Annotated in this window: 17 protein-coding genes; 12 read left to right on the top strand and 5 right to left on the bottom strand. The window is 63.6% G+C overall.

Annotated elements, in window-relative coordinates; all coding sequences use genetic code 11:
- Positions 1 to 437: 437 nt before the first annotated feature.
- Positions 438 to 1,124, bottom strand: a complete 687-nt coding sequence (locus HMPREF0762_RS03110) for an IMPACT family protein (RefSeq protein WP_245935482.1) — start codon at positions 1,122 to 1,124, stop codon at positions 438 to 440.
- Positions 1,125 to 1,280: 156 nt separating this feature from the next.
- On the opposite strand from HMPREF0762_RS03110, the gene trpS reads away from it, so the two are divergent.
- On the top strand, positions 1,281 to 2,330 hold the full coding sequence (gene trpS / locus HMPREF0762_RS03105; protein WP_006361951.1) for a tryptophan--tRNA ligase: 1,050 nt from the start codon (positions 1,281 to 1,283) through the stop codon (positions 2,328 to 2,330).
- 13 nt (positions 2,331 to 2,343) lie between these two features.
- On the opposite strand, the gene HMPREF0762_RS03100 is transcribed toward trpS, so the two are convergent.
- Positions 2,344 to 5,580: a DEAD/DEAH box helicase gene (locus HMPREF0762_RS03100; protein ID WP_006361950.1), complete on the bottom strand. Its 3,237-nt coding sequence runs from the start codon at positions 5,578 to 5,580 to the stop codon at positions 2,344 to 2,346.
- Positions 5,577 to 6,038, bottom strand: a complete 462-nt coding sequence (dtd, locus tag HMPREF0762_RS03095) for a D-aminoacyl-tRNA deacylase (protein ID WP_040618882.1) — start codon at positions 6,036 to 6,038, stop codon at positions 5,577 to 5,579. The genes HMPREF0762_RS03100 and dtd overlap by 4 nt, the downstream gene beginning before the upstream one ends.
- 96 nt (positions 6,039 to 6,134) lie before the next feature.
- On the opposite strand from dtd, the gene HMPREF0762_RS03090 reads away from it, so the two are divergent.
- Both HMPREF0762_RS03090 and dltA read left to right on the top strand, forming a co-directional pair.
- Positions 6,135 to 6,815, top strand: coding sequence for an HAD family hydrolase (locus tag HMPREF0762_RS03090; RefSeq protein WP_006361948.1), 681 nt, complete (start codon positions 6,135 to 6,137; stop codon positions 6,813 to 6,815).
- A 2-nt stretch (positions 6,816 to 6,817) separates the two neighbouring features.
- Entirely contained in the window at positions 6,818 to 8,353 is a 1,536-nt protein-coding gene (gene dltA, locus HMPREF0762_RS03085) for a D-alanine--poly(phosphoribitol) ligase subunit DltA (protein WP_040618880.1), read from the top strand.
- Between the two features lie 153 nt (positions 8,354 to 8,506).
- Here dltA and HMPREF0762_RS03080 read toward each other — a convergent pair whose 3' ends face one another.
- The gene (locus HMPREF0762_RS03080; RefSeq protein WP_006361946.1) at positions 8,507 to 10,195 is read right to left on the bottom strand and encodes a DNA-deoxyinosine glycosylase; all 1,689 of its coding nucleotides are present in this window, start codon (positions 10,193 to 10,195) and stop codon (positions 8,507 to 8,509) included.
- Positions 10,196 to 10,434: 239 nt separating this feature from the next.
- On the opposite strand from HMPREF0762_RS03080, the gene HMPREF0762_RS03075 reads away from it, so the two are divergent.
- A complete protein-coding gene (locus tag HMPREF0762_RS03075; RefSeq protein WP_040618878.1) occupies positions 10,435 to 12,069 on the top strand; it encodes a DNA repair protein RecN in 1,635 nt (544 codons plus the stop codon).
- A gap of 155 nt (positions 12,070 to 12,224) precedes the next feature.
- Here HMPREF0762_RS03075 and HMPREF0762_RS03070 read toward each other — a convergent pair whose 3' ends face one another.
- Positions 12,225 to 14,240: an FAD-dependent oxidoreductase gene (locus HMPREF0762_RS03070; RefSeq protein ID WP_006361943.1), complete on the bottom strand. Its 2,016-nt coding sequence runs from the start codon at positions 14,238 to 14,240 to the stop codon at positions 12,225 to 12,227.
- Between the two features lie 284 nt (positions 14,241 to 14,524).
- Between HMPREF0762_RS03070 and HMPREF0762_RS03065 the strand changes: the two genes are divergently transcribed.
- From HMPREF0762_RS03065 to HMPREF0762_RS03025, 8 genes are all read left to right on the top strand, one after another.
- A complete protein-coding gene (locus HMPREF0762_RS03065; RefSeq protein WP_006361941.1) occupies positions 14,525 to 16,012 on the top strand; it encodes a helix-turn-helix transcriptional regulator in 1,488 nt (495 codons plus the stop codon).
- A gap of 360 nt (positions 16,013 to 16,372) precedes the next feature.
- Positions 16,373 to 17,266 (top strand): homocysteine S-methyltransferase family protein, encoded by an 894-nt coding sequence (locus HMPREF0762_RS03060; protein WP_006361940.1) that lies wholly within the window; start codon positions 16,373 to 16,375, stop codon positions 17,264 to 17,266.
- 8 nt (positions 17,267 to 17,274) lie between these two features.
- Complete coding sequence (locus tag HMPREF0762_RS03055) at positions 17,275 to 17,526, top strand: hypothetical protein (RefSeq protein WP_006361939.1); 252 nt, start codon at positions 17,275 to 17,277, stop codon at positions 17,524 to 17,526.
- A gap of 12 nt (positions 17,527 to 17,538) precedes the next feature.
- On the top strand, positions 17,539 to 18,765 hold the full coding sequence (locus tag HMPREF0762_RS03050) for an MFS transporter (RefSeq protein WP_006361938.1): 1,227 nt from the start codon (positions 17,539 to 17,541) through the stop codon (positions 18,763 to 18,765).
- A gap of 266 nt (positions 18,766 to 19,031) precedes the next feature.
- Complete coding sequence (gene glf / locus HMPREF0762_RS03045; RefSeq protein ID WP_040618876.1) at positions 19,032 to 20,144, top strand: UDP-galactopyranose mutase; 1,113 nt, start codon at positions 19,032 to 19,034, stop codon at positions 20,142 to 20,144.
- Between the two features lie 38 nt (positions 20,145 to 20,182).
- Positions 20,183 to 20,704, top strand: coding sequence for a GNAT family N-acetyltransferase (locus HMPREF0762_RS03040; RefSeq protein ID WP_006361935.1), 522 nt, complete (start codon positions 20,183 to 20,185; stop codon positions 20,702 to 20,704).
- Positions 20,705 to 20,787: 83 nt separating this feature from the next.
- Positions 20,788 to 22,224 carry a sodium-dependent transporter gene (locus HMPREF0762_RS03035; RefSeq protein ID WP_006361934.1) on the top strand — a complete coding sequence of 479 codons (1,437 nt, stop codon included), beginning with the start codon at positions 20,788 to 20,790 and terminating at the stop codon, positions 22,222 to 22,224.
- Positions 22,225 to 22,528: 304 nt separating this feature from the next.
- Positions 22,529 to 23,935 (top strand): sodium-dependent transporter, encoded by a 1,407-nt coding sequence (locus HMPREF0762_RS03025; RefSeq protein WP_006361932.1) that lies wholly within the window; start codon positions 22,529 to 22,531, stop codon positions 23,933 to 23,935.
- The last annotated feature ends 1 nt before the right edge of the window (position 23,936 follow it).

Here is a 23,936-nt window from a genome sequence, read left to right as displayed (position 1 = left end):
ACTGTGATGACTGTGCAGTACCATCCATGGATGAAAAAAAGGGGGGTATAGCCCCTTTTCGACCATCGAATTCGACGCCGATGTCAAAAAATCGCTGTTTAGAGAATCTCGCGCATCATTTCTGTTGTACCCACAACGAAACTGCCCTTAATCAAGCGTCACTTCGTTGCAATAACAACATATGGACTGAAAATATACCCCTATAGGGTATACTAAGCTTCGATTTTTTGGCATCGAGGAAGGGTTTGACTTACGGCCTTCGGCGCATGACCGCATACGATCCGCACGACCCGCACGACCTGCGCGATCCGCACGGCCCACGCACGACCCGCACGACCTGCGCGGTCGGCACGGCCCATGCAGCCCGCATGACCCACACGCCTGCACGGCCCGCACGGCCACGCGCGACCGCAGAGTGGCCGACCGCAGTGCCTCCGCTAGAATGCGGCGTCGAACGGCTCGCCGACCTCGGGCATCACGGTTCCGCGGGAAAGCTCGGACACGGCGACGGAGAACGCGTCCTGCGTCCCGTCGAGCATGCGCACGCGGCAGGTGACGGCATCCGTCCAGGCGGCGTCCTGCATCTTCGCGCCGGATTCTTCCACGAGCTTCGCGAACTGGTCGTAAAGGGCATAGGGAACGCGGCAGGTCGCGTCCACGCAGCGCGAGATCGTCATGATCTCGGCCCGCGCGACGGCTTCCTGGGCCGCTTGGGAATAGGCGCGCACGAGCCCGCCCGTGCCGAGCAGCACCCCGCCGAAGTAACGCGTGGTCACGCAGACCACGTCCTGGAGCCCGGCACCCTGCAGGACCGAAAGCGTGGGAAGCCCTGCGGTCTTCTGAGGCTCCCCGTCGTCGGAATAGCGCGTCCGTCCAGGCCCTCCGTTCGCATCGCGCATCACGTAGGCGTAGACGTTGTGGCGCGCCATGCGGTTCGCGGCACGCACCTCCTCGATGAACGCGAGGGCTTCCTCTTCGGCCGCGACGTGCGCGAGGCTCGCGATGAAGCGGCTCTTCTTGATCTCGACCTCGGCCGTGGAACGACCGGATATGGTGGCGTATGCGTGCATATGCGGTACTATAGCGCACCGGCGGCAGTTCGACGCAATCTGCAGCGCAGACATGCGTCGTGCCGTTCCTCAGCATCCCCGCGAACGAGGCCGCATCGATTCTCGTGCAGAACGTGATACGTGGTACCATAGCGTGCGGCGCACGTCCTTCACGCCCGCCATCTTCCCAGACCATCGCGCCTTCGAGCGCACAGTAGATTGGATACGCGCATGCCCAACGAAGGCAGCTTCGACGCGAGCCTCAAACGCAGCAACGAGATTCGCGCAGACATCAAGGTCAATCCCGGCAACTATCGCATGCTCACGGGCGACCGCCCGACGGGTCGTCTGCACCTGGGGCACTACTTCGGCAGCATCCAGAACCGCGTCGCCATGCAGGATGCCGGCGTGAATTGCATGATCCTCATCGCCGACTACCAGGTCATCACCGACCGAGATACGACCGAGCACATCCAGGACAACGTCTACAACATGGTGATGGACTACGTGGCCGCCGGCATCGACCCTGCGCGCACGCCCATCTTCACGCATTCCGCCGTGCCCGCCGAAAACCAGCTCATGCTGCCGTTCCTCTCGCTCGTGAGCGAGGCGGAGCTCCAGCGCAATCCCACGGTGAAATCCGAGATGGAAGCCTCGGGCCACGAGCTCACGGGGCTGCTGCTCACCTATCCCGTCCATCAGGCCTGCGACATCCTGTTCTGCAAGGCCAACATCGTGCCCGTCGGCAAAGATCAGCTACCCCATATCGAGGTCACGCGCCAGATCGCCCGTCGATTCAACAAGCGCTACGGCAAGGTGTTCCCGGAACCCGAAGGCATCTTGTCCGACGCGATCGAGATTCCCGGGCTTGACGGCCGCAAGATGTCGAAGAGCTACGGCAACTCCATCATGCTCGGCGCCACGGCGGAGGAAACGGCGAAGCTCGTCAAGAAGTCCAAGACCGATTCCGAGCGCATGATCACCTTCGACAAGGAAGGGCGTCCGGGCGTGTCCGCGCTGCTGACCACGGCGGCGCTCTGCACCGGCCGCACCGAGGCGGACATCGCCGAAGAGATCGGAGAAGGCGGGTCGGGGCAGCTCAAGCGTTATGTCACCGAAAGCGTGAACGAATTCCTCGCTCCGCACCGTGAGCGCCGGCGCGCGTTCGAGGGCGACCTCGACTACATCAAGGACGTCATCCATGAGGGCAACAAGGCGGCCTGCGCCATCGCCGAACAGACGCTCGCGGAGGTCCGCGAGGCCATGGGCATGGTGTATTAGAGGAACGCCTCTCCTAGCCTAGCAGGTCGAGCAGGTCTTCCTTCGTAAGGGATGCGAGCGACGTTCCGCCGCCGCTGCCGACGATGCGGTCGGCCAGGTCGGATTTCGCATCCTGAAGCTTCAGGATGCGTTCCTCGATTGTGTCCTTCGCGATCACCCGGTACACGTTGACGATGCGCGTCTGTCCCATGCGGTGCGCGCGGTCGGTCGCTTGGTTCTGCGCCGCGGCATTCCACCAGGGATCCGCGTGCAGCACCACCGAGGCGCCGGTCAGATTGAGCCCCGTTCCGCCCGCCTTGAGCGAGATGAGGAAAACCGGCGTGTCATCGGCGTTGAAGGCGTCGACGAGCGCGAGGCGCTTCTTCTTGGGCGTCGATCCCGTGATAACGTAATGCTTCACGCCTTGCTCGGAAAGCTTCGCTCCGATGATATCCAGATAACTGGTGAACTGCGAGAATACGAGCACCTTCTCGCCTGAGGCGATGCAGGACGCGATGGTGTCCATGATCGCCTGCTCCTTCGCGCCGCCGCCGCGGTAGTCGGCATAGAGCAGGCTCGGGTCGAGCGCGATCTGGCGCAGGCGCGTGAGTTCGGCGAGTATCTCCACCTTGCTTCGGCCGTCGTCCCCCTCTTCGCCCTCGTGCGCGATCTTCGTGCGAAGCAACTGCTCGTGCGCCTGATAGAGCGCGCGTTGCTCGCCTTCGAGCCGGGCATAGACGACCGACTCCCATTTTTCGGGCAAATCGGTCAGGACGTCCGCCTTCCGGCGCCGCAGGATGAACGGGCCTACGAGGGCGGACAGCCGTGCGGCCGCCTCTTCGTCGCCGCCCATGATGGGCGTCTCGAACCGGTCGCGGAAGCGCGTGTACGATCCGAGCAGCCCCGGCATCAGGTAGTCGAAGATGCTCCAGACTTCGGAGACGCGGTTTTCGATCGGCGTTCCCGTCAGCGCGATGCGATGCGCGGCATCTATGGCCTTCACGGATGCGGCCGCCTGCGTCTCGTGGTTCTTGACGTACTGGGCCTCGTCGAGCGCCTCGCACCAGAAGCGCATGCCCGCATAGTCTTCGATATCGCGCTTGAGCAGATCGTATGATGTGATGAATACATCGGCGTCCGCGCGGCGGCGCGCTTCCGCCCGCGCGTCGGCGTCCCCCGCTACGACCGCGACGCGCAGATCCGGGGCGAACCGTTCGAATTCCGCCGCCCAGTTGTACACGAGCGACGCGGGGCAGACGACGAGGCTCGGTCCTGTCGTCCGCGCCTCGTCGCGGCGCGCAAGCAGCAGGCAGATGAGCTGGAGCGTCTTGCCGAGGCCCATCTCGTCGGCGAGGATGCCGCCGAACCCGAGGTCTATGAGGTGGGACATCCATCGGAATCCGGCCTCTTGGTAGGGGCGCAGCGTCGCGGCAAGCCCGACGGGCACGCGGTAGGCGTCTTCGTCTATGGTCTTGAAGGCGTCCACCCACGCGACGAACGAGGCATCCTTCGCGTCGTCGTCGGCAAGCGCGTCGAGCGCGAACGCATCGAAGGCCGGTGCCGTCGCGCGTCCGGCGTCGAGCTGCGCCTTCGAGGCGTTGATGAGACTCGCGGCCTCGTCGATGCGCGCCAGGTCCACGCCGGCGATGCGGATGAGCGTGCCGTCCTTGAGGCGATGGTAGTCCTTGCGCCTGCGATAGCTTGCAAGCAGGGCGGAAAGCTCGTCGGCGGGCATGCCTTCTACCTCGAAGCTGACGTCGATGAGCGACGACTTCAGCGAGAGGCCGACCGATACGCTCGGGCGGGCGGACGAGGCCAGGCGGTTGAATTCGGGTGTGGCGAACACCTCGCCGATGCGTTGCAGCTCGGAGACGCCCTCGAAGGCCAGGCGGCCGAGCGCGTCCGTCTCGTCGTCGGGGATGATGCAGACGCCGTCTTCCCTGATCTCGGGGAAGTAGCGGCGAACGATGTCGCGCGCGGGAGCCTCTGCCGTCTCATCGGCGTAATCCTGCCGTCCGAGCGTGGCGAAGAGCCCATGGGACTGCGATCCGTATGCTGCGACGGGGCGGCATTCCACGCCGCCGGCTCCGCGATCGATATAGAACTCGAGCGTGCAAGGGCGCGGGCGGAGCTCTTCGAGTTGAGGCGGAAGGTGCACGTCGATGGCTCCGTCGAGCGAGGCGGCGACGAGGGGGACGAAGCGTTCGGCGTCGTCTTCGGTCAACAGGAGCTGGCGCACGGGGCTTGCGTACACGTCGAGCAGGAAGTCTGCAGCTGCACGCATGGCGGGCGAGCAGCGGTAGAACGCGTCGCCCTTCCAGGCGTAGAGCGTTCGGCCGCAGTCCACGAAACGCACCTGGCCGGAACGGACGAGCTCGAAACCGTTTTCGCCAAGGGGTTTGACGACGATGGAAAGGGGCGGATCGGCTTCGACGACGTGCATGGCCCGTCCGCGCGAGGTTTCCTTCGATCCGTCGCGCAGCCGGAAGCCCTCTTCTTCGAAGAGCCGCACGAGCTCGTCTATCTCAGGCGGGGAGATGTGCAGGTCGCGCTCGATGCGGCGCAGGCCGAAACCCCATTGGGCGTGCGCATCCATCGTGCGGCGGGATGCAAGCGCACGGTCGAGGAACGCGAGCACGTCCCGTCCGTGTGCCGAGAACGCGTCGGGCGCATGGACGAATCCGAGCTTCTTGCCGTACGAGACGTACTCGCCCGCCTTCACGTTGTCGAGCACATCGGAGATGCTCGGCAGGATATAGGATCCGTGCGCGCCGCGGATCTTGAAGCGCGCGTTCCATGCGCCGAGGTCGTAGGCAAGTTCGAGAGAGAAGTCGATGCTGCCCCGATCGTCTCCGTCCGTGCCGGCGCGCACGCGCAGGGCGGGTGTCGCGCGGTCGAGATAGTCGGCGATGCACGACGACGTCTTGATGAAGCGGGTGGGGTCGTAGCCTTCGTACGATCTCATGTTGCGGTTGTAGTCGAGCGCGACGGCCATGCAGTGCTTGCAGGGGCCGGTCCTGTCGGCGCGGGCCGCCTCCGCGCATCCGCATGCGTATCCCGCGACCGATCCGTTCGATTCATCCACGGTGATGGATGCGTCCACCGACCCCGTCGACGTCGTCGCGTCGTCGATCGAAGCATGCAGGACGGTGAGATGCTTGCGGTAGGAAAGGCGTCGGTTGAAGATGGGATAGCCGCGCGCGGCGATGGTGCGTGCGCGGTTGAGCGCGAGCGATCCTCCCAGACGTTTAAGAATGTTCTCTGAAATCATCGGCGTCCGATTGCGAGGTCGTCGGTGTCGAGCCAGATGGTGAAAGGTCCGTCGTTTTCCAGTTCGACCTGCATGTCCGCACCGAACTCGCCGGTTTCCACGTGGTCGACGTCGGCGCGGGCCGCGGCGACGAACGTCTCGTAGAGCGGGATGGCCGCATCCGGACGCGCAGCGTTGGAAAACGAGGGGCGCGCACCGCGCCGGCAGTTCGCGTACAGGGTGAACTGGCTGACGATCAGGACGTCTCCTCCGATGTCGGCAAGGGAGAGGTTGGCTTTGCCGTTCCCGTCGTCGAAGATGCGCAGCCGCGCGATCTTGTTCCAGAGCACGCCGACGCAGGCTGCGTCGTCTTCATGCCCGATACCGAGCAGGATGACGTAGCCGCGCCCGATGGAGCGTTCGACATCGCGGTCGATCGTGATGCGTGCGTGCGAGACGCGCTGGATAAGAGCCCTCATGTGCTCCTCCTTACCGGCAAGCAACGGCGGCGTGCAGCCGTCTTCGTGATTTCTTGAACATGATACTCTGCTCGGTATGACCAAGGAGGTTCGCGCATGCAACGACCAGAAGCCGTGCTGTTCGACAACGACGGCACCCTCGTCGATACCTACGATTTGATTCTCGCGAGCTTTCGCCACTGTACCCGCGAGGTGCTGGGCGTCGAGCTTCCGGAGGATGAGCTCATGAGCAACCAGGGTCAGCCGCTCGACGTGCAGATGACGCATCTGAGCGACGACCCTGAGATTCAACGCCTGCTCCTCGACTCATACCGCGCGCATAACCATGCGCACCACGACGCCGCGGTCTCCGCCTTTCCCGGCGTGCGCGAGGGGCTGGCGCGCCTTGCGGATGCGGGCATATCCCTGGGCGTCGTCACGTCCAAGACGCATTGGCTCGCGCAACGCGGTTTCAAGATCCTGGGTCTGGACGGCTTCTTCTCCGCGCTGGTGGGAAGGGAAGACACGGCGCGGCATAAGCCCGATCCCGAGCCGGTCGCGTACGGCGCGACGCTTCTCGGCATCGATCCTCGTCGGTGCGTCTATGCGGGCGATAGCCCCTTCGACGTGCAGGCGGGGCGGGCCGCTCACGCCGCGACCATAGCTGTGAGCTGGGGGTCATTCTCCCATGAGAGGCTTGAGGCCGAGCATCCCGATGCGATCTGCGACACCTTCGACGAGCTTGCGGATATCGTCCTCGCCGGCTTCCCCCGCCATGGCGAGGAAGAAAGGGAGTGAAGATGGAACTGCTCGAACGCATGCGCCGCCATTCTCAGGACATCCCCGATGCGCTTGCGGTGAAGACGTCCGATGGGGAATTCGCCACGTATCGTGCGCATTGGAGCGCCTCCGAAGCCATCGCCGCCTTCCTGCGCACGGCCGATATCGCCGCCCATGAGCCCGTCGTGGTCTACGGGCATACATCGCCTCTTATGACCGAGTGCTTCCATGCCTGCATGAAGAGCGGTCATCCCTACGTTCCTCTCGACTGCCATACGGTTCCGAGCGATCGCGTCGCCAATATCGTCGGCCAGATCGGGAGCCCGACCGTGCTTGCGGTCGAGGATTTTCCCACCGTCGCGACCCGGGGCCTTGTCATTCCTCGCGCGGAGCTTGAGCGCATCGTGGCCGACGGCGTGCGCGCAGGTGCCGTATCCGATGAATCCGCCTGGGTTTCCGGAGAGGATCTCTGCTACATCCTGTTCACGAGCGATGCGACCGGCGCGCCCAAGGGCGTGCAGGTCACGGCCGATTGCGTGGATAGCTTCGCACGGTGGGCGCTGACCTTGGGCGGTATCGGCAAGGAGGGCCTGACCTTCTTGAACAAGGCATCCTTCTCGTTCGATCTCTCGATCTTCGGCCAGGTCATGTCGTTTCAGGCGGGCGGAACGCTCTATAGCCTGACGAAGTCCGCACAAGACGATTTCGTGAAGCAGTTCCGGGCGTTCATGGAATCGAAGGTGGACGTGTGGGTGTCGACGCCCTCGTTCGTCGACGCGTGCCTCGCCGAGAAGACGTTCGACGGCGCGCTGCTCAAGAACCTCAAGCTCTTCCTGTTCAGCGGCGAGACATTGACGAATGCGACGGCCTGTCGTTTGCTGAAACGCTTTCCGAAGGCGGTCATCGTGAACACCTACGGACCCGCGGAATCGACGGTCGCCGTGACGAGCGTCACGGTGACGCCCGAGATGGCCGAGGCCGATGCGCCCCTCGCCGTCGGGCTGCCGAAGCCGGGCACGCGCATCCGCGTCGTGGACGCGCACGGATCGGACGTGCCTGCCGGCCGGCATGGCGAGATCGTCGTCGAAGGCGACACGGTGGCCAAGGGGTATTTCGGTCGTGAGGATCTGACGGCGAAGGCCTTCGGCATTGCGGATCTCGACGGAAGGCCCGTGCGCACGTACCGCACGGGCGACGAAGGCTGGCTGGACGCCGAGGGAATGCTGCATTATCGCGGGCGTCTTGACCTGCAGGTGAAGCTCGACGGCTTCCGCATCGAGCTGGGCGATATCGAAGAGAATCTTCGGAGGCTCGATGCTGTCGAGACGGCTGCGGTCGTGCCTGCGATGCGGGACGGGCGCGTCACGCACCTCGTCGCGCATGTGGTGTCCGCCGAGGCGCGCGTCGAATCCGACTTCCGCGAAGGATTGAAGCTCAAAGGGGCGCTCAAGACGAATCTCCCGCCCTACATGATCCCCCGCAAAATCGTCTTCCACGACGCGCTCCCCATGACGCCGGATGGCGAGGTCGATCGCGTGGCCCTTGCGGCCCTGTAGACGAAGGGGGGCGCATATTCACCGACAACGCGCCTATTGGTTTCGCACGTGCAGCCCTGTAGACGAGGGGCGCCGTTCGGACAAGGCCGGCTGTGGCGCAGAGGGCAGGGAATGGCTTCGCAGGCGATAGGCCGGCTTGCAGGCAGGAAGAGGCTAGGCCCAGGGGTCGCGCTGGAAGACAGGCTCGGGCATGGGCGGCCGGTCGGAGTAGGGATCGTAGCCGTCGTCGTCTTCCTGCTCTGCGCGCGCGAAGGGATCCTGCCGGAGGGCGCTGCAGACGGCGGAGGGATTTGCGGTCTGTTCCGTGCGCGTGCGGGATCGCCGGGGTTCTTCCGCGCCGATGTCCCGTCGTCTGGATTCCTCCGCATGATCCGCCTGGTCGTCAGCTGCGCCGGCCCTGTCTTCGTCCCCGGCTTTGGCATGCAGGGGTTTGCCCGGCGTTTTCTTGCCACGAGAACCAGCGAAGTCCGGTTTTCCGTCTTTGCCGGTCGCAGGTGCGTTGTCCTCGCAGGCCATCCGTTCGAGCAAGGGTTCGACGTAGGCAATAGCGCCGATGCGCACCGTACCGGCCCATGCGAAGGCGAAAGGCGTCGAAAGACCCGGCTTCATCGCGAGCATGGTCACGGTCTCATCGGCCTTGATGCAGGGACGCACCGCGCGTCCCGTCTGGGCGGAAAGGCCGCTCGGCACGTCGGCGGCGATGATGAAGGCGCCCGCGTTCCGCGCGCGCACGGCCGCTTCGATCCACGCGTCGAAAGGCGCGGCGACGGAGCCGCCCGAAAACCCGGTGCCGAGGATGGCATCGATGATGACGGCAGCGCTTTCCAACTCGGATTCAAGCGCAGCGGGATCGGGGGAGACGAGGACGCGTGCGCCATGCTCCTCGAGCGCTGTCAGCGCTTCGATCGCGGCATTGCGTGCCGGCTGGGCGCGCAGGTCGTGCGGCTCTTTCGCGCAGATGACGCTTACAGGCAGGCCGGCATCGGCCAATATGCGCGCCGCGACCCATCCGTCTCCTCCGTTGTTGCCGTTGCCGCAGAGCACGACGATCTTGGATGCGTCGCACGCCCGACGGCGAGCACCGTCATGTCCGGCGCGGGGTTCGTCCGAAGGGTGCGGACAGGAGCGATCGTTCGTTTCGTTCGTCCCGGTCGTTTCGCTCGTCTTGTTAGTCTCGGTCGGTTCCTTCGCGTCGTCGCGCAACGCTTCTATCCTCGCGATGGCGCGATGTGCGATCCATGCCCCCGCTCGATCCATGAGGGTTGAAAGCGGCGTGCCTGCGTTGGCGATCGCCTGCTCGAGCCTCACGACATCGGGCACGTCGAGAAGGGGAGCCTCCGATGCGGCTGCGGCCGCAGCCAGCGGCCGGTATGCGTCCACGAGCGCATCAAGCCCCATGGCGGCGTTCGCGGGGCTCGTGGAGGGAAGCTGCACGCAGGCGATTCCCGTTTTCGGTTCGCTGAAGCGACGATAGGCTTGAGCAGCGGCGGTACCGGTGCAGAAGACGGCCGCGACGGGCGCCGCATCCATGATGCGCGCAAGGTCGTTCGGCACGGCGTCGCGGATGCTCGCATCCTTCGCGCCTGCGATGCGGCATGAGGCGAGCACGTCCCACAGCGCGATATGGTGGCGGAGCAGCTGGTCGATCCGTTCCTCGTTCGTGCGCGCCAACGGTTCGTCGAAGAGCTGCGCGATCACGCGCCAGAACCGGTTGCGCGGATGCGCGTAGTAGAAGCCTTCCTTGCGCGACCGGGGCGAGGGCATCGTTCCCAGCACGAGTACTTGCGACTGTTCGTCGAACACGGGTTCGAACGGATGCGTGACGTCCTGCGCGGCGGGCATGCAGAGCTCCTTCTACGAGATTCTCTTCTCCATGATGCAGTCATCCATGATAAAGCCTGAGCGGGCGGACAGGCTATGGTCGGATTTTCGGAAGGTTTCAGCATGCATGAAGCTTCGGTGCGCGCAGGCATCGCGAGGCATATAGAATGGTTGCGTAAGAATGCTTTGCGAGCGCGAGAGGCGCGGTTCCGTTTTCCGCCGCCTTCTTCCGCATGATCGTGTTTCAAAGGTCGTGGCCCATGCTTGATGAACTGCATGTTCGAAACATAGCCCTCATCGAAGACGCCGATTTCCGTCCGAGCGAGGGGCTGACCGTCGTCACGGGCGAGACCGGTTCGGGCAAGTCCGCCCTCCTGTCCGCGCTGAAGCTGCTGGTAGGGGAGCGGGCCGATACCGCAACGGTTCGCGAAGGGGCACCGTCTGCCCAGGTGGAAGGTCGGTTCTTTTTGAAGGGCGAAGCCGTCGCTCCCGACGGGCACGTCGTCGCGCGCCGCCTCGGCGCTGACGGACGCAGCCGCGTATCCGTCGACGGTTCCATGGCGAGCGTGCGCGAGCTGTCCGAGCGATTCGGCGTCACCGTCGATCTGTGCGGGCAGCACGAGCATCAGCATCTCATGCGCGCCGCGAACCATGCGGCCATGCTCGACGCCTGGGGCGCGTCGACGATCGCACCCGTTCTCTCCGAATACCGGAGTCGTTTCCGTGAAGCCGAAGCCGCCGTTGCGCGGCTCGAAGACCTGCGCGAACGCAGTAGGGTAACGTCTGCGCAAGTGGAAGAGGCCCGCTTCATCCTGAGGCGCATCGATGAGGTGGCGCCCCTGTCGGGAGAATACGAAGAGGTCATGGATCAGCTTCCGCGTGCGGAAAACGCCGAGGAGCTTGCGCGCGCATCCGCCGTGGCGTATGACCGCATCGCCTCGGAGGGCGGTGCGCTCGAGCTCATCAACGAGGCTGCAGGCGCGCTCGAGGCCATGGCCGGAGCCGATCCCGCCTTGGCGGGAAGCGCGGAGTCGTTGCGCGAGGCGGCGTATCTCATCGAAGACGTCGAACGCGACGTGCGCGCATACCGCGATGCGATCGACAGGGACCCGCAGTTGCTTATCGACCTGCAGGAACGAGCCTCGGCGCTCCAGGGGCTGATGCGGGCGTACGGCCCGCGCATGGAAGACGTCTTCGCCGCCCGAGCGCGAGCGGAGGAGATCGTGTCATCCGTGGATCACGGTGCGGAGCTCGTCGCCCGCGCGCAGGCCGACGTCGACGAGGCCGAATCCGCGCTCGTCTCGGCGGCCCATGCACTCGATGAGGCTCGCGAGGCGGCCGCGCCTCTCTTCGAAGCGCGCGTCAACGAGCAGCTCTCCAGGCTCGAAATGTCGGGGGCGCAGCTCGTCTGCCGCGTCGTGCGGCTTGATCGTGCGCGCTGGACCGGCTCGGGTTCGACATCGATCGAATTCCTTTACCGTGCGTCCGAATCCATGACGCCCCGGCCTCTGTCCCGCATCGCGTCCGGCGGCGAGATCAGCCGCGTCATGCTTGCCTGCAAAGTGGCGCTCGGTGCCGTAGACGATCGGGAAACGCTCGTGTTCGACGAGGTCGATGCAGGCGTCGGAGGGTCGGTGGCGACTGCTCTGGCCGATGTGCTCGCCCGCCTTGCGAAGACCCATCAGGTCATCGTCGTCACCCATCTTGCGCAGGTGGCCGTACGTGCCGATTCGCATTACGTGGTGCGCAAGAGCGAAGGCGACGACGGACTTCCCGTTACCAGCCTGTCTGCCGTGGAGGGCGATGCACGCGCCTTCGAGATCGCCCGCATGCTTTCGGGAGGTGCGAGCGCGGCGTCTCTTGCGCACGCGCGCGAGCTGCTTGAGAAGGCGTGATCCCTCGCGTATCGAAGCGCTGGCGAAAGGCAGAAGAAAGCGTCGCATCGAGAAGAATCCCGGCGCGACGCTTTCTATCGATCGACCTGTGCATTGGCTGCTGGGGCATAGGTTCCGAACAGGGAGGGGGCGATCGGAACCTATGAGGCTCTCAACTAGTCGACGCTCAGGCCGTCTTTCGAGTTGTAGCTTGCATGCGCACCGTCGACCGTCATGTCCGCGCTCGCAAGCGTGTATCGGTAGTTTTTCTGCTGGCTGTCTTCGCGGGCGGTGGCAACGTGCACTGCGGCGATGCGTGCCTCGAAGCTGCACGAGCTCAGCTCCATGCCGGAAAGCTGTTCGCTTCCCTTGAGGGCATCGAAGAACTCGCCGAACTTGGGGTCGTCCATGCTGATGGTCGCAGGGCTGTCTTGGTCGGTCAGTCCCAGATCCATGGTGGCGAACAGGTCGATTGCAGCCATGATGACCCTTTTCGCCTTCATGCGGGTGTCGGCCTCGACCTCTTCGGTCTCATGCACGCCCTTCTCCTGCACGATGTCATGCGCGTGCTTCGCGGCGGTCCTGCCTCCGTTGATACATTCGGCCGAAGCGGTTCCGGGTACATCGATCGGATACACGTCGCGGTACAGCATCATGGAGTCGAGGCCGATGCAGAAGACGTTTTCCATTCGGTCGCCATCGGTTTTGACGGGTCGGAAGCTGCGATCGATGGTCACGCCGCCGAGAGGCCCTTCCATGGCTTCGTGGATGCGGGCCAAGGTGAAGGGAGGGGTGACGATGGGGTCGAGGTATTCCGCGTCTTTTCCGAACCATGCGTCCTTGCCTTTTTCGCAGTCGGCATTGTATTCGTCGACGGCTGCCTGCAGCGCCTTGGCGTCGACGCCTGCTTTCTCGGCGAGCTCTGCGATTGAGTCGGCCTGCCAGGCATCTTCGCCTTTCTCGTAGAGGGCCTTCCACTGCTCATCGAGGTCGACCCCCCATTCGGCCGCCTGGTCGGCGAATTCCTTGCTGAGCGAGGTGATGATGTCGGCGTCGCACACCAGATAGGCGTAGCCGTCCTGCAGATGGATGGGTGCAGACTGCGTGATGTTGTTGCCCGTGCGGCGCGCGCAGCTTTCATCTACGAATCGTTCCATATCTTTGTTGACCCATATGCCCTTTCCGCCGGAGCAGAAGGCACCGTAGAAGGGACCGAACGTCGCGATGTCGGCAAGCCTGCCGATGCGGTTGTATTTCAGGTAGCAGACCCCGGTGTATTCCATGCCGCCCGCTGCAAGGATCATATTGATGCCGTCGCCCCAATGCCCGGGTGTGCCGATGAGCTCAAGCATGTCGAGGTTGAAGCCGTGCTTGAGCAGCCTCTTCTCGTCATTTGCGAAACCGCCGGTCGCGACGATGACGGCAGGAGCGCGGAAAACCACCAGGTCGCCGAAGGCGTCCTGTGCATAGACGCCGTTCACATCGCCGTTTTCGTCATAGTAGAACTCGAGTGCGCGACTATTCAGACGGATGTCTACGCCGAGCTCGCGTGCTTTGGCCTCCATGGGGACGAGGTAGCCGACGGCTGCGGCTCCGTCTTTGTACCAATGGAAGGTGTCCACCTTGCCGCCGCCAGCGCCGAAAGGATAATTATCGATGAGACCCGAGTATTCGACGCCGCACTCGTCGGCGAGCCATTCGAGGTTTCCTGCGGAATTGTTGATCAGGTCTTTGTAGAACAACCCATCCACATACCATTGCGGCTTGCCGAGCTCTTCCTGCATGACGACCGATTTGTCGACTTCGATGCCCTGTTCCTTCTGGAAACGGCTGTCGACGGCAAAGGTTCCTTCCACGCCCTGTCCGTTTCCGCCGACGACCGATTGGCCCTCGAGCGCGATGACGCGGTCTCCGTTCATGGCGGCCTGTACCGAGGCTGCAAGGCCGGAAAGCCCGCATCCGACCACGAGGACGCCGCAGTCGATGGTTTCGGTCACGTTGTTCGGGTCGACCACTATCCCCGAACTGTTGATGGTATCGACGGATGCTCCGTCTGCCTTCGCGCCATTCGTTTCCGGTGCGGCGCTTTCCGATTTCGCGCAGGATTGCAGCCCCATGCCGGCCATCGTCGCCCCGGCGAGCCCGAACGCTCCCGTGGCGAGGAAATTACGTCGTGTCAATTCGAATCCCATGATGTTCCTCCCTTTGTGTCGGATGCGTGCGAGGCGTTTCTCCTATGCGCGGCGGAGCTGTCAGCCGTCGTCCGAATCGCCTCGACGCCCTGTCGAGAGAAGCCTATCGAGGCGTGCAGGGGCGGAAAACATGCCTAAATGATGAGAATGGCCGCGAGGAAAAAATCACCCATAAGTAGTTACATGGCATTCACCAGGCGCTTCGCCTGCAATGTCCTGGACGAGCCATCGACCGTTCCCGCCGAAGCCTATACTGTTCGTTCAGCCGCAAGGGAGGAGGCGAGGTGGAATCGCGCATCGCAGACATCAAGAAGGCGTTCACCGGTTCGGCATCTCCGTTGGCCGTATCGGGTGCAAGTCTCTATTGGGCTTGGGTGGACCACGTCGCGTTCACGAACAGCTTCGTTGAAGACGGCGGATCGGGAATTTTCGCGCTCAGCTTTCTTTCTGTGTGCGCGTGCAGCATCCTGATTCTCGGCTTGTTCGCGCTCAGCTCTCGCTTCTCGGGTTTTCTCGTTGGAGGGGGCAACAGGCTTCTGTTTCTTCTGGGCGTGGGAGGAGTGGCGGGAAGTCTCGTGTCGTTCCTGAGCGGCGGAAGCGTCGTGCTTCTCGTATGCGCGTCCTTGCTTACGGGAGCCTGTTTTTCCGGTTATGTTATAGCGTGGGGTGAAATTTGCATTGCAGAGGGGCATCGGAAGGCCTTGCTGCATATTTCGTCTGCCTGGTCTGTAGGACTGGTCGTCAATCTTGCTATCGGGCTCTTGCAGCCTTTCGCTTCGGCATTCGTGCTTTCCCTGCTGCCGATCGCTTCGTACGGCGTGTATCGCATGCTTGCAGCTCGACGGGATGACCCGACGTGCAGGATCATCGTGCCTAAGAACCCTGGAAGGTCCAAGGCCGACCATGGCTTCGACAGCCGCCTTCTCATGCTCATCTGCGCATTCTGCGCGGCGTTCGGCATCATGTATTATTCCCAGATCGTCGTTTCGGCCGACGTTTTTTTCAGCATCCGCGGATTCGATGCCGTCGTGACGCGCGGGTGCATGGCCCTGTTCGTGCTTGCCTTGTATCTGGGCCCTTTGCGCGACAGAATGCATCTTCTGTTCAAGGCTTGCAGCTTCGCGCTTATCGTAGGTCTTGCAGCGATGGTCGTCGGTGTTTTCACCCCGCACGCGAACAGGCTCGGCAGTATTGCCATAGCCGCAGGGTATTGCAGCTTCGACATACTTGTCTGGACCATGATCGCAGCGCATGGGCGCAGCTCGAGGCATGCTCCCTGGAGAATTATCTGCATCGCCATGATTGCCGAGCAGGCAGGCATACTTGCGGGCGCTTCCGTCGGGGCGGCTCTATCTCTTCTCGACGTGTCTTCGGGGGTTCGGATGGCGATTCTGACGGGAATGAACCTGGCGGCCGTGGCCGCCCTTCTAGGATTTACGGAATATGGGTCGCGTCTGTGGATGTTGATGGTGCAAGGTGAGCAGTCGGATGACTCGGCGCCGAATGCGAATCGGGCCGACGACGGCATCCGTGCCTTCGCAGGGGCGTATGGCCTGACCGAACGCGAGACGGAGATACTCGGCCTGTTCGTTACCGGAAGAAGCATGTCTTACATAGCCGAAGAGCTGGTGGTCTCTACGAACACCGTGAAAACCCACATACGGCATATTTATGCGAAATGCGGCGCCCATGGCAAGCAGGAGCTCATAGACATGGTTCAGAAATACAGGCTTCGACCGGGCTCGACTTCTGCATCTCAGCCTGAAAAGTGATTTCTAAGATGAATCTTCCTTAGAAAAAAGTTGAGGCCCGATAGGGAGTCGGGCCTCGAAGGGAGGGGTGTACGGCGGTCATGCCGCCGCTTCTGCTTGGGAAAGCAGGCAAGGGGATAAAGGGATTTGAAAAGGAGGGAGGGAATCCCGCTTGCAGCACGTAGTATAAACGTCGGGTTTCAAGACCGTATGAACCGCCTGTGGACGTCTCATGGAAGCGGTTTCGTCATGAAGTGAAGACGCGTCCCGCCGCTCGCGTCCGGACGGCTGGGATACAATCGAATCCCGACCGGTTCCAGACCCTGCGTTGCATCCGCACGCATTCGATATGACGTCGGCACGTGCAACAGAGGAGGCCGCATGGCAGACATCGAGTTCAGATTCCATCGCGATATGCTGGTCCTTTCCGCTCCGATCGACTATCGTCTGGCCGAGCGCGGGGTGGACGTGGACGCCGACATGGAGTTCATGAGCCTTTTCGAAGACGACACCGTGTCCGATCTCCTGTCCATGGAGCAGATCGCAGGCGCCGCATGCCTGGTCACGAACACCGAGGGAATCTGCCGCGCACGCCTTGCCCATCGCCGCATGGAAGATGCGGCCGCGGATATCGCTTCGAGCGCGCTCGCCGCCGCAACAGGACTTGCCCCTCAGCACGTCATCTGCGCTATCGGACCTTGCGGCCTTCCGCTCGATCCATCTGACGAAGCGTCTCTCGAACGCACGCGCGCCCAATACGAAGGCGCGGTCAGGGCGTTCGGCGGCGCTCCCTTCGACGCTATCCTGCTCGACGGCATGCGCACCGTCCACGATATGGCCTGCGCCATCGAAGGAGCGCGCCGTGCGACGGATCGGCCCGTGCTCGCGTCGGTCACGCTCGGTGCGGACGGAACGTTCGACGGGGCGCCTCTGGAAAACGCCGCTTCATGCATGGCCGCCGCCGACGTCGTCGGCATACGCTCGTCGCTCGGCATCGACGCCTTGACGGATGCCGTCGCAACGCTCGCGCGCGTCTGCACCCAGCCTCTTCTCGTGCAGATCGACGTCGCCCAGCCGACGGAGGCCGAACGCCGCATGCGCAAGCTCGGACGTACGATCGAAGGGAATCCCTACCCCGATCCCGACAGCCTCGCCGATGTCGCCGTCGCCCTGCGTGCGGCCGGGGCCCAATTCCTGCGTGCGGTCGGCGAGGCCACGCCCGCCTACACGGGCGCGCTCGCCGTCGTCTGCGCCGGCGCGCAGTCGGTCCGGTAGGCATCGCCATGGCGCTGCTCGAACGAAGCGAATCCTACGGCGAACTGCAGAAGGTCGTCGATTACCTGTTCCGCGATGCGCGCGTCGTGCGCCGCCTTGACGTCATCATCGCCGCGGAGATCCACGACATCCATCCCGACCTCATGTCCATCTGCGAGCTGCTTCCTCCCGGATCGTTCACGCGCGATGCGCTCTGCGTGCAGCTGAACTCGTCGATCGCGGGGCATGCCTGGGGATACGTCTACGGGACCGTGGAATAGGCCGGCGCATCCATGAACGCACACTATGAGAAGGTCATCGTCGCCTGCGCGTTTCTGACGCTCTTCGTGAACATCGGTTTTCCGAGCACCTCGTTCAACGTCTACATGCCCTATGTGGTCGGCGAGGTGGGCGACGTCGGCGGCTCGCTCGTCCTTGCATTGCGCACCCTTGCCTCCATGGGTGCGGTCATCGTCGTCGATCGGTATTTCCATCTGTTCGACCTGCGGGTCGGGCTTGCGCTCGGGTTCGCGTTCACAGCTACGGGGTTCGCCGTGTACGGCTTCGCCTCCACCCTTCCCGTCTTCCTTGCCGGAGGCGTGATCACGGGCCTCGGTTACGGTCTGGGCGGTATGGTGGGCGTGACCATGCTTATTCGCCGCTGGTACGCATCGGGCTTCAGCGGCGCCATCGGCTTGGCGTCGGTGGGAAGCGGCGTCGCCTCGGTGGTCGTCCCTATCTGCGCGGTGCACCTGATCGAGGGCTTGTCGCTTTCTATCTCGTTTCGCATCCAGGCCTTCGTCGCCCTCGTTATCGGCGTCATCGTGTTCCTGGCCATGCGCAACCGTCCGGCGGACATGGGTATCAAGCCGTTCGAACGCGACGACGGCACCGGCACGGCGAAGCGCGGCATGTCGGGCGCCGGACGCAACGTGTCGCCGCGCACGCGGAAGCTGCTGCTGGTCGCGGTCACCTTCGTCGGCATGCTCTGCGTGGGTGGCCCCAGCTACCTTTCCATCCTCATGGGGGAATGCGGTTTCGATTCGGTCTTCGCCGCCGCCGTGCTCTCTGCGCTCGGCGTGAGCCTGACCATGGCGAAGTTCGTTTCGGGGAAGGTGTTCGACCGGTTCGGCACGGCGCACGGGTCGACCATCTTCTTCATGGCGTTCGTTTGCGGGCCGGGACTCTGCCTGCTCAGCCCTCTGCATCTCGAACCCGTCATGGTGCTTGCCGCGGTGCTCTACGGTGCCGGCGCCGCTCTCGGAACCGTGGGCGTGTCGGTATGGTCGGTCGAATTCGCCGATCCGAAGAACTATGCGCGATCCATCAAGAACTTCCAGCTCGCGTATTCCGCCGGCGGCTTCATCGCGAACACGTTTCCCGGTGCGCTTAAAGAGCTGACCGGCAGCTATATGGACACGTATGCGCTCTTCTTCGTGCTGGCGTCCGCCGCCATGGCCATCGTCGTCGGCATCTACGCGAGCCACAGGCTCAGGAACTGCGCCCGTCCGGCCGCGTAGGCGCGACATGTATGTGAGGAGCGAAACGGTTTCGTTCGCACCCGTCGGCGTCTGTCGAATGAACGAGGGATGCAGGCATGACGCATGCGCAAGGCGCGAACGATCGCGTGGCTTCGCAGTTCGGACGAGCCCCGGACCGCGGACGAGCCCCGGGCATATCAACGCTTTCGTAAGGGCCCGAGCGTCGCATTCGCGCTCGGGAAGGAATGCGGGTATGCTTGCAGGCGTTGCAATCGAGGATCGTCGCCGGAAGAAAGGGGAGGCGCATGCCTTCGTATGACTATCTGATCGTAGGGGCCGGGCTTTCGGGCGCGACGTTCGCGCGCGAGGCGACCGACGCGGGCAAGCGCGTGCTCGTCATCGACCGTCGTCCGCATGTCGCCGGCAACGTCTGCACCGAAGAGGTCGAAGGCATTCAAGTCCATCGCTTCGGCGCCCATATCTTCCACACCTCGTCGCGCGAGGCTTGGGATTACATGAACAGGTTCGCCGAGTTCAACAACTATGTGAACAGCCCCATCGCGTATTTCCGCGGCGAGGTCTACAACATGCCCTTCAATATGAACACGTTCTCGAGGATGTGGGGCGTGGTCACGCCCGACGAGGCGAAGGCGAAGATCGCCGCGCAGATCGCCGACGAAGGCATCGAGAACCCCGAGAACCTCGAGGAGCAGGCGCTTTCCCTCGTCGGGCGCGACATTTTCGAAAAGCTCGTGCGCGGCTACACCGAGAAGCAGTGGGGACGCGACTGCCGCGATCTGCCGGCATCCATCATCCGCCGCCTGCCGTGCCGGTTCACGTACGACAACAACTACTTCAACGATCGCTACCAGGGCATTCCCATCGGCGGCTATACGCGCATGGTCGAGCGCATGCTCGAAGGCATCGACGTGCGGCTGAACGTCGAGTACCGCGACCTCGTGCGCGATGAGCCCGACGTCGCCGCACGCATCGTGTACTGCGGGCCCATCGACGAGTTCTACGACTTCGATCTGGGAACGCTCGAGTACCGGTCCCTGCGCTTCGAGACGGAGGTTCTCGACGAAGAGAACCACCAAGGCGTCGCCGTGGTCAACTACACCGACCGCGAGGTTCCCCACACGCGCGTGATCGAGCACAAGCATTTCGAGTTCGGCCGGCAGCCGAAGACCGTCGTGACGCGCGAGTATCCTGCTTCATGGAAACCGGGGGACGAACCGTACTATCCGATCAACGACGCGCGCAACACGGCGCTGCACGAGAAGTATGCGCATCGCGCGGACGCCGACCCCAAGGTCGTCTTCGCAGGACGCTTGGGCGGATACAAGTACTACGATATGGACAAGGCGGTCCTTGCGGCCCTCGAGCTCGCTCGCACGGAGCTGGGCGCGGCGTCCTGAAGGCATCGCATGCTGAGCATCGAAGGAAGGCATCTATCATGATCAGGCCTGCTACGGCTGAAGACCTCGACGCCATCGTCGCTACCTATGCCGAGCTGCTCGACTATGAAGCCGAGCACGGCAGCTTCTCGAATTGGGAGAAGGGCATCTATCCGACCAGGGACTACGCATCCGACGTCATCGCGAACGGGGATATGTACGTGCTCGAAGAGGATGACGCCATCTGCGCGAGCATGGTGTTCTCGCGCACACAGGCGCCCGAATACGCGGACGTTCCGTGGAAGCACGCGGCTCCCGACGACGAGGTCCTGGTCAGTCGCACGCTCTGCATCCCGCCGTCCCAAGCCCACAAGCACTACGGCCTGCGCATGGTCGAATACGCCAAGACGTATGCGAAGATCCTGGGCGCGACGGTCATTCGCATGGATATATTCGAAGGCAACAGGCCTGCGCAATCGCTGTACGCCAAATGCGGATTCACGGTCGCGGGCACGGGAGAGCTCGCCCTGACTCCTTCCACGTCGCAAACGCAGACGTTCATGGAATGCTTCGTCGGCTGACCGACGTTTTCTAGAAAACCACCGGTCGTTCAAGTAGACTTAAGCGCTATGCCCGCCCCGAAGTGGGCAGAGCGCTTTTTTCGATGACACGACGAAGGGTTGGGAACGTGGACGGAACGCAGCGGGAGCAGTTCGGATCGAGGCTCGGCTTCATCCTCATCAGCGCAGGCTGCGCCATCGGCCTGGGCAACGTCTGGCGCTTCCCCTATATCACGGGGCAGTACGGCGGCGCGGCATTCGTCGTGATGTACGTGCTCTTCCTGATCATGCTGAGCTTGCCGATCATGGCCATGGAATTCGCCGTCGGCCGCGCGAGCCAGAAGAGCACGGCGCGCTCGTTCGACGCCCTCGAGCCGGCCGGTTCCGCATGGCATCGCTTCAAGTGGGTGAGCATCGTCGGGTTCTACCTGCTCATGATGTTCTATTCGACGGTTGCCGGCTGGATGGTCGCCTATATCTTCAAGAGCGGCTCGGGCGCGTTCGCCGGACAGTCCGCCGAAGCCGTCGGCGATGTTTTCAATGCGATGCTCGCAAACCCCGTCGAGCTGGTCTTCTGGACGCTCGTCGTGGTCGCCATCGGCGTCGCCTGCACCGCGGGCGGCCTGCGCGGCGGCGTCGAGCGCGTGACGAAGGTCATGATGGTGGCGTTGCTCGTGGTCCTCGCCGTGCTCTGCGTGCGCGCGGTCACGCTGCCGGGCGCCGAGGCGGGCCTTGAGTTCTACCTGGTGCCCGACTTCGGCAAGCTCTTCTCGGGCGACACGGCGCCGGAGCGGTTCTCGACGTTCATCCAGGCTGCGTACGCAGCATTGGGTCAAGCGTTCTTCACGCTTTCGGTCGGGCTCGGCTCCATGTCCATCTTCGGCAGCTACATCGGCAAGGACCATACGCTGTTCGGCGAGGCGCTGCGCATCGGCGGGCTCGACACGTTCGTCGCGCTCATGGCCGGGCTCATCATCTTCCCGGCCTGCTTCGCGTTCGGCGTCACGCCCGACAGCGGCCCCGGCCTCGTGTTCGTCACGCTGCCGAGCGTCTTCAACCAGATGTGGGGCGGCCAGATCTGGTGCGCGCTCTTCTTCGTGTTCATGAGCTTCGCGGCCCTTTCGACCGTCATCACGGTGTTCGAGAACATCATGAGCTTCACCGTCGATCAGTGGGGCATCTCGCGCAGGAAGGCCGTTGCGATCAACGGCGTCTTGCTCGCCGTGCTCTGCCTGCCCTGTGCGCTCGGCTTCAACGTCTGGTCGGGTTTCGAGGTTCCGGGCCTGGGGAACATCCAAGGCATCGAAGACTTCATCGTCTCCAACAACCTGCTGCCGCTCGGCGCGCTCGTGTTCCTCGCGTTCTGCACGTGGAAGCGCGGCTGGGGTTGGGGCAAGTTCATCGCCGAGGCCGATACGGGCGCGGGCGTCAAGTTTCCCGCGGTGCTGCGTCTGTACATGAAGTATTTCGTGCCCGTGCTCGTGCTTATCGTGATCGTCATGGGATGGATTCCCGTGGTGAGCGCTTGGGTCGGGGCGTAGCATCGGCTCCGTTCGCCAGCGGCAACGACGCAGGCGGGACCGCAGGTATGAGAGATGCGGCTGCGTCGTCTGCGGCTTTCGTCGCGTCGGGCGACGATATGCCGGGCCGCGGCGGCCGCATCGCGTCGGTCGACGGAACGTCGCGCGCGGCATCGGCAGTGGAGTGGTGCCGGTAACGGCAATGGCGCCGTCTCGGCAGTGGCGCCGGCAACGGCAGTTGCGCGGGCGGCGACGGCATCGGTGCCGGCATCGGTAAACGTTCGATTCCCCCTGGGTGCGCCCGGGGCGTTCGAAGGGTTGTGCAATGGAATCTCAAAGGGAACGTTTCGGCTCCCGTCTCGGCTTCATCCTCATCAGCGCAGGCTGCGCCATCGGCTTGGGCAACGTCTGGCGTTTCCCCTATATCACCGGCCAATACGGCGGAGCGGCGTTCGTGCTCATCTACATCCTGTTCCTCGTGATGTTCAGCCTTCCGCTGCTGGTCATGGAATTCTCCGTCGGCCGCGCGAGCCGGAAGGGCATCGCGCGCAGTTTCGACGTGCTCGAACCCGCCGGCACGAGGTGGCATGCGTTCAAGTGGATCGGCCTTGCGGGAAACTACCTGCTCATGATGTTCTATACCGTCGTCGCGGGATGGATGCTCTCGTATGTGCGGCGCAGCGCGGCGGGCACTTTCGAAGGCCTTGACGCGGCGGGCGTCGGCGCCGTGTTCAACCAGCTGCTCGCCAGCCCCCTCGAGCAGGTGTTCTGGCTTGCCGTGGTCGTGGGGATCGGCCTTGCCGTCACGGGAGCGGGGCTGCAGCGGGGCGTCGAACGCGTGACGAAGATCATGATGGGCGCGCTCTTCGTCGTGCTGCTCATGCTCTGCGTGCGCGCGGTCACGCTGCCGGGCGCCGAGGCGGGCCTTGAGTTCTACCTGGTGCCCGACTTCGGCAAGCTCTTCGCAGGGGACGGTCTGGGCGCACAGCTCTCGACCTTCTCGGAAGCTGTGTACGCGGCCATGGCCCAGGCGTTCTTCACGCTGTCCATCGGCATCGGCTCCATGTCCATCTTCGGCAGCTATATCGGCAAGGACCGCTCCTTGTTCGGCGAGGCCCTGCGCATCGGCGGTCTGGACACCGCGGTCGCGCTCGTGGCCGGGCTCATCATCTTCCCGGCCTGCTTCGCGTTCGGCGTCACGCCCGACAGCGGCCCCGGCCTCGTGTTCGTCACGCTGCCGGGCGTCTTCAACCAGATGTGGGGCGGTCAGCTCTGGGGAACGCTGTTCTTCCTGTTCATGAGCTTCGCGGCCCTCTCGAGCGTCATCGCCGTGTTCGAGAACATCATGGGGTTCTCCATAGACCAGTGGGGCTTTTCGCGCCGTCGTGCCGTCATCGTCAACGGCATCGCGCTCTTCGTGCTGTCGGTGCCGTGCATCCTCGGATTCAACCTGTGGTCGGGCTTCGAAGTTTCCGGCATCGGCAACGTCCAGTCTCTCGAGGACTTCCTGCTGTCCAACAACATCCTGCTCGTCGGCGCGCTCGTCTTCCTGCTGTTCTGCGTATCGAAGCGCGGCTGGGGCTGGGAGAGCTTCATCGCCGAGGCCGATACGGGCGAAGGCGCGCGGTTCCCGAGGGCTGCGTATGCCTATATGAAGTTCGTGGTGCCTGCCCTGATCGTCGTCGTGTTCGTGGCGGGCTGGATTCCCGTGCTCGCAACCTGGATGGGGTAGG

The sequence above is a fragment of the Slackia exigua ATCC 700122 genome, from assembly GCF_000162875.1.
Lineage (GTDB): Bacteria > Actinomycetota > Coriobacteriia > Coriobacteriales > Eggerthellaceae > Slackia > Slackia exigua.
This window is presented reverse-complemented; position numbering and strand designations above follow the sequence as displayed.

What these genes read in the sequence shown, in the direction of transcription:
- HMPREF0762_RS03100 (WP_006361950.1), bottom strand. Translation starts at nt 5,580, where the DNA reads ATGATTTCAGAGAACATTCTTAAACGTCTGGGAGGATCGCTCGCGCTC.
- dltA (WP_040618880.1), top strand. Translation starts at nt 6,818, where the DNA reads ATGGAACTGCTCGAACGCATGCGCCGCCATTCTCAGGACATCCCCGAT.
- trpS (WP_006361951.1), top strand. Translation starts at nt 1,281, where the DNA reads ATGCCCAACGAAGGCAGCTTCGACGCGAGCCTCAAACGCAGCAACGAG.
- HMPREF0762_RS03070 (WP_006361943.1), bottom strand. Translation starts at nt 14,240, where the DNA reads ATGGGATTCGAATTGACACGACGTAATTTCCTCGCCACGGGAGCGTTC.
- HMPREF0762_RS03055 (WP_006361939.1), top strand. Translation starts at nt 17,275, where the DNA reads ATGGCGCTGCTCGAACGAAGCGAATCCTACGGCGAACTGCAGAAGGTC.
- dtd (WP_040618882.1), bottom strand. Translation starts at nt 6,038, where the DNA reads ATGAGGGCTCTTATCCAGCGCGTCTCGCACGCACGCATCACGATCGAC.
- HMPREF0762_RS03060 (WP_006361940.1), top strand. Translation starts at nt 16,373, where the DNA reads ATGGCAGACATCGAGTTCAGATTCCATCGCGATATGCTGGTCCTTTCC.
- HMPREF0762_RS03040 (WP_006361935.1), top strand. Translation starts at nt 20,183, where the DNA reads ATGATCAGGCCTGCTACGGCTGAAGACCTCGACGCCATCGTCGCTACC.
- glf (WP_040618876.1), top strand. Translation starts at nt 19,032, where the DNA reads ATGCCTTCGTATGACTATCTGATCGTAGGGGCCGGGCTTTCGGGCGCG.
- HMPREF0762_RS03075 (WP_040618878.1), top strand. Translation starts at nt 10,435, where the DNA reads ATGCTTGATGAACTGCATGTTCGAAACATAGCCCTCATCGAAGACGCC.
- HMPREF0762_RS03025 (WP_006361932.1), top strand. Translation starts at nt 22,529, where the DNA reads ATGGAATCTCAAAGGGAACGTTTCGGCTCCCGTCTCGGCTTCATCCTC.
- HMPREF0762_RS03110 (WP_245935482.1), bottom strand. Translation starts at nt 1,124, where the DNA reads ATGTCTGCGCTGCAGATTGCGTCGAACTGCCGCCGGTGCGCTATAGTA.
- HMPREF0762_RS03080 (WP_006361946.1), bottom strand. Translation starts at nt 10,195, where the DNA reads ATGCCCGCCGCGCAGGACGTCACGCATCCGTTCGAACCCGTGTTCGAC.
- HMPREF0762_RS03035 (WP_006361934.1), top strand. Translation starts at nt 20,788, where the DNA reads ATGACACGACGAAGGGTTGGGAACGTGGACGGAACGCAGCGGGAGCAG.
- HMPREF0762_RS03090 (WP_006361948.1), top strand. Translation starts at nt 6,135, where the DNA reads ATGCAACGACCAGAAGCCGTGCTGTTCGACAACGACGGCACCCTCGTC.
- HMPREF0762_RS03050 (WP_006361938.1), top strand. Translation starts at nt 17,539, where the DNA reads ATGAACGCACACTATGAGAAGGTCATCGTCGCCTGCGCGTTTCTGACG.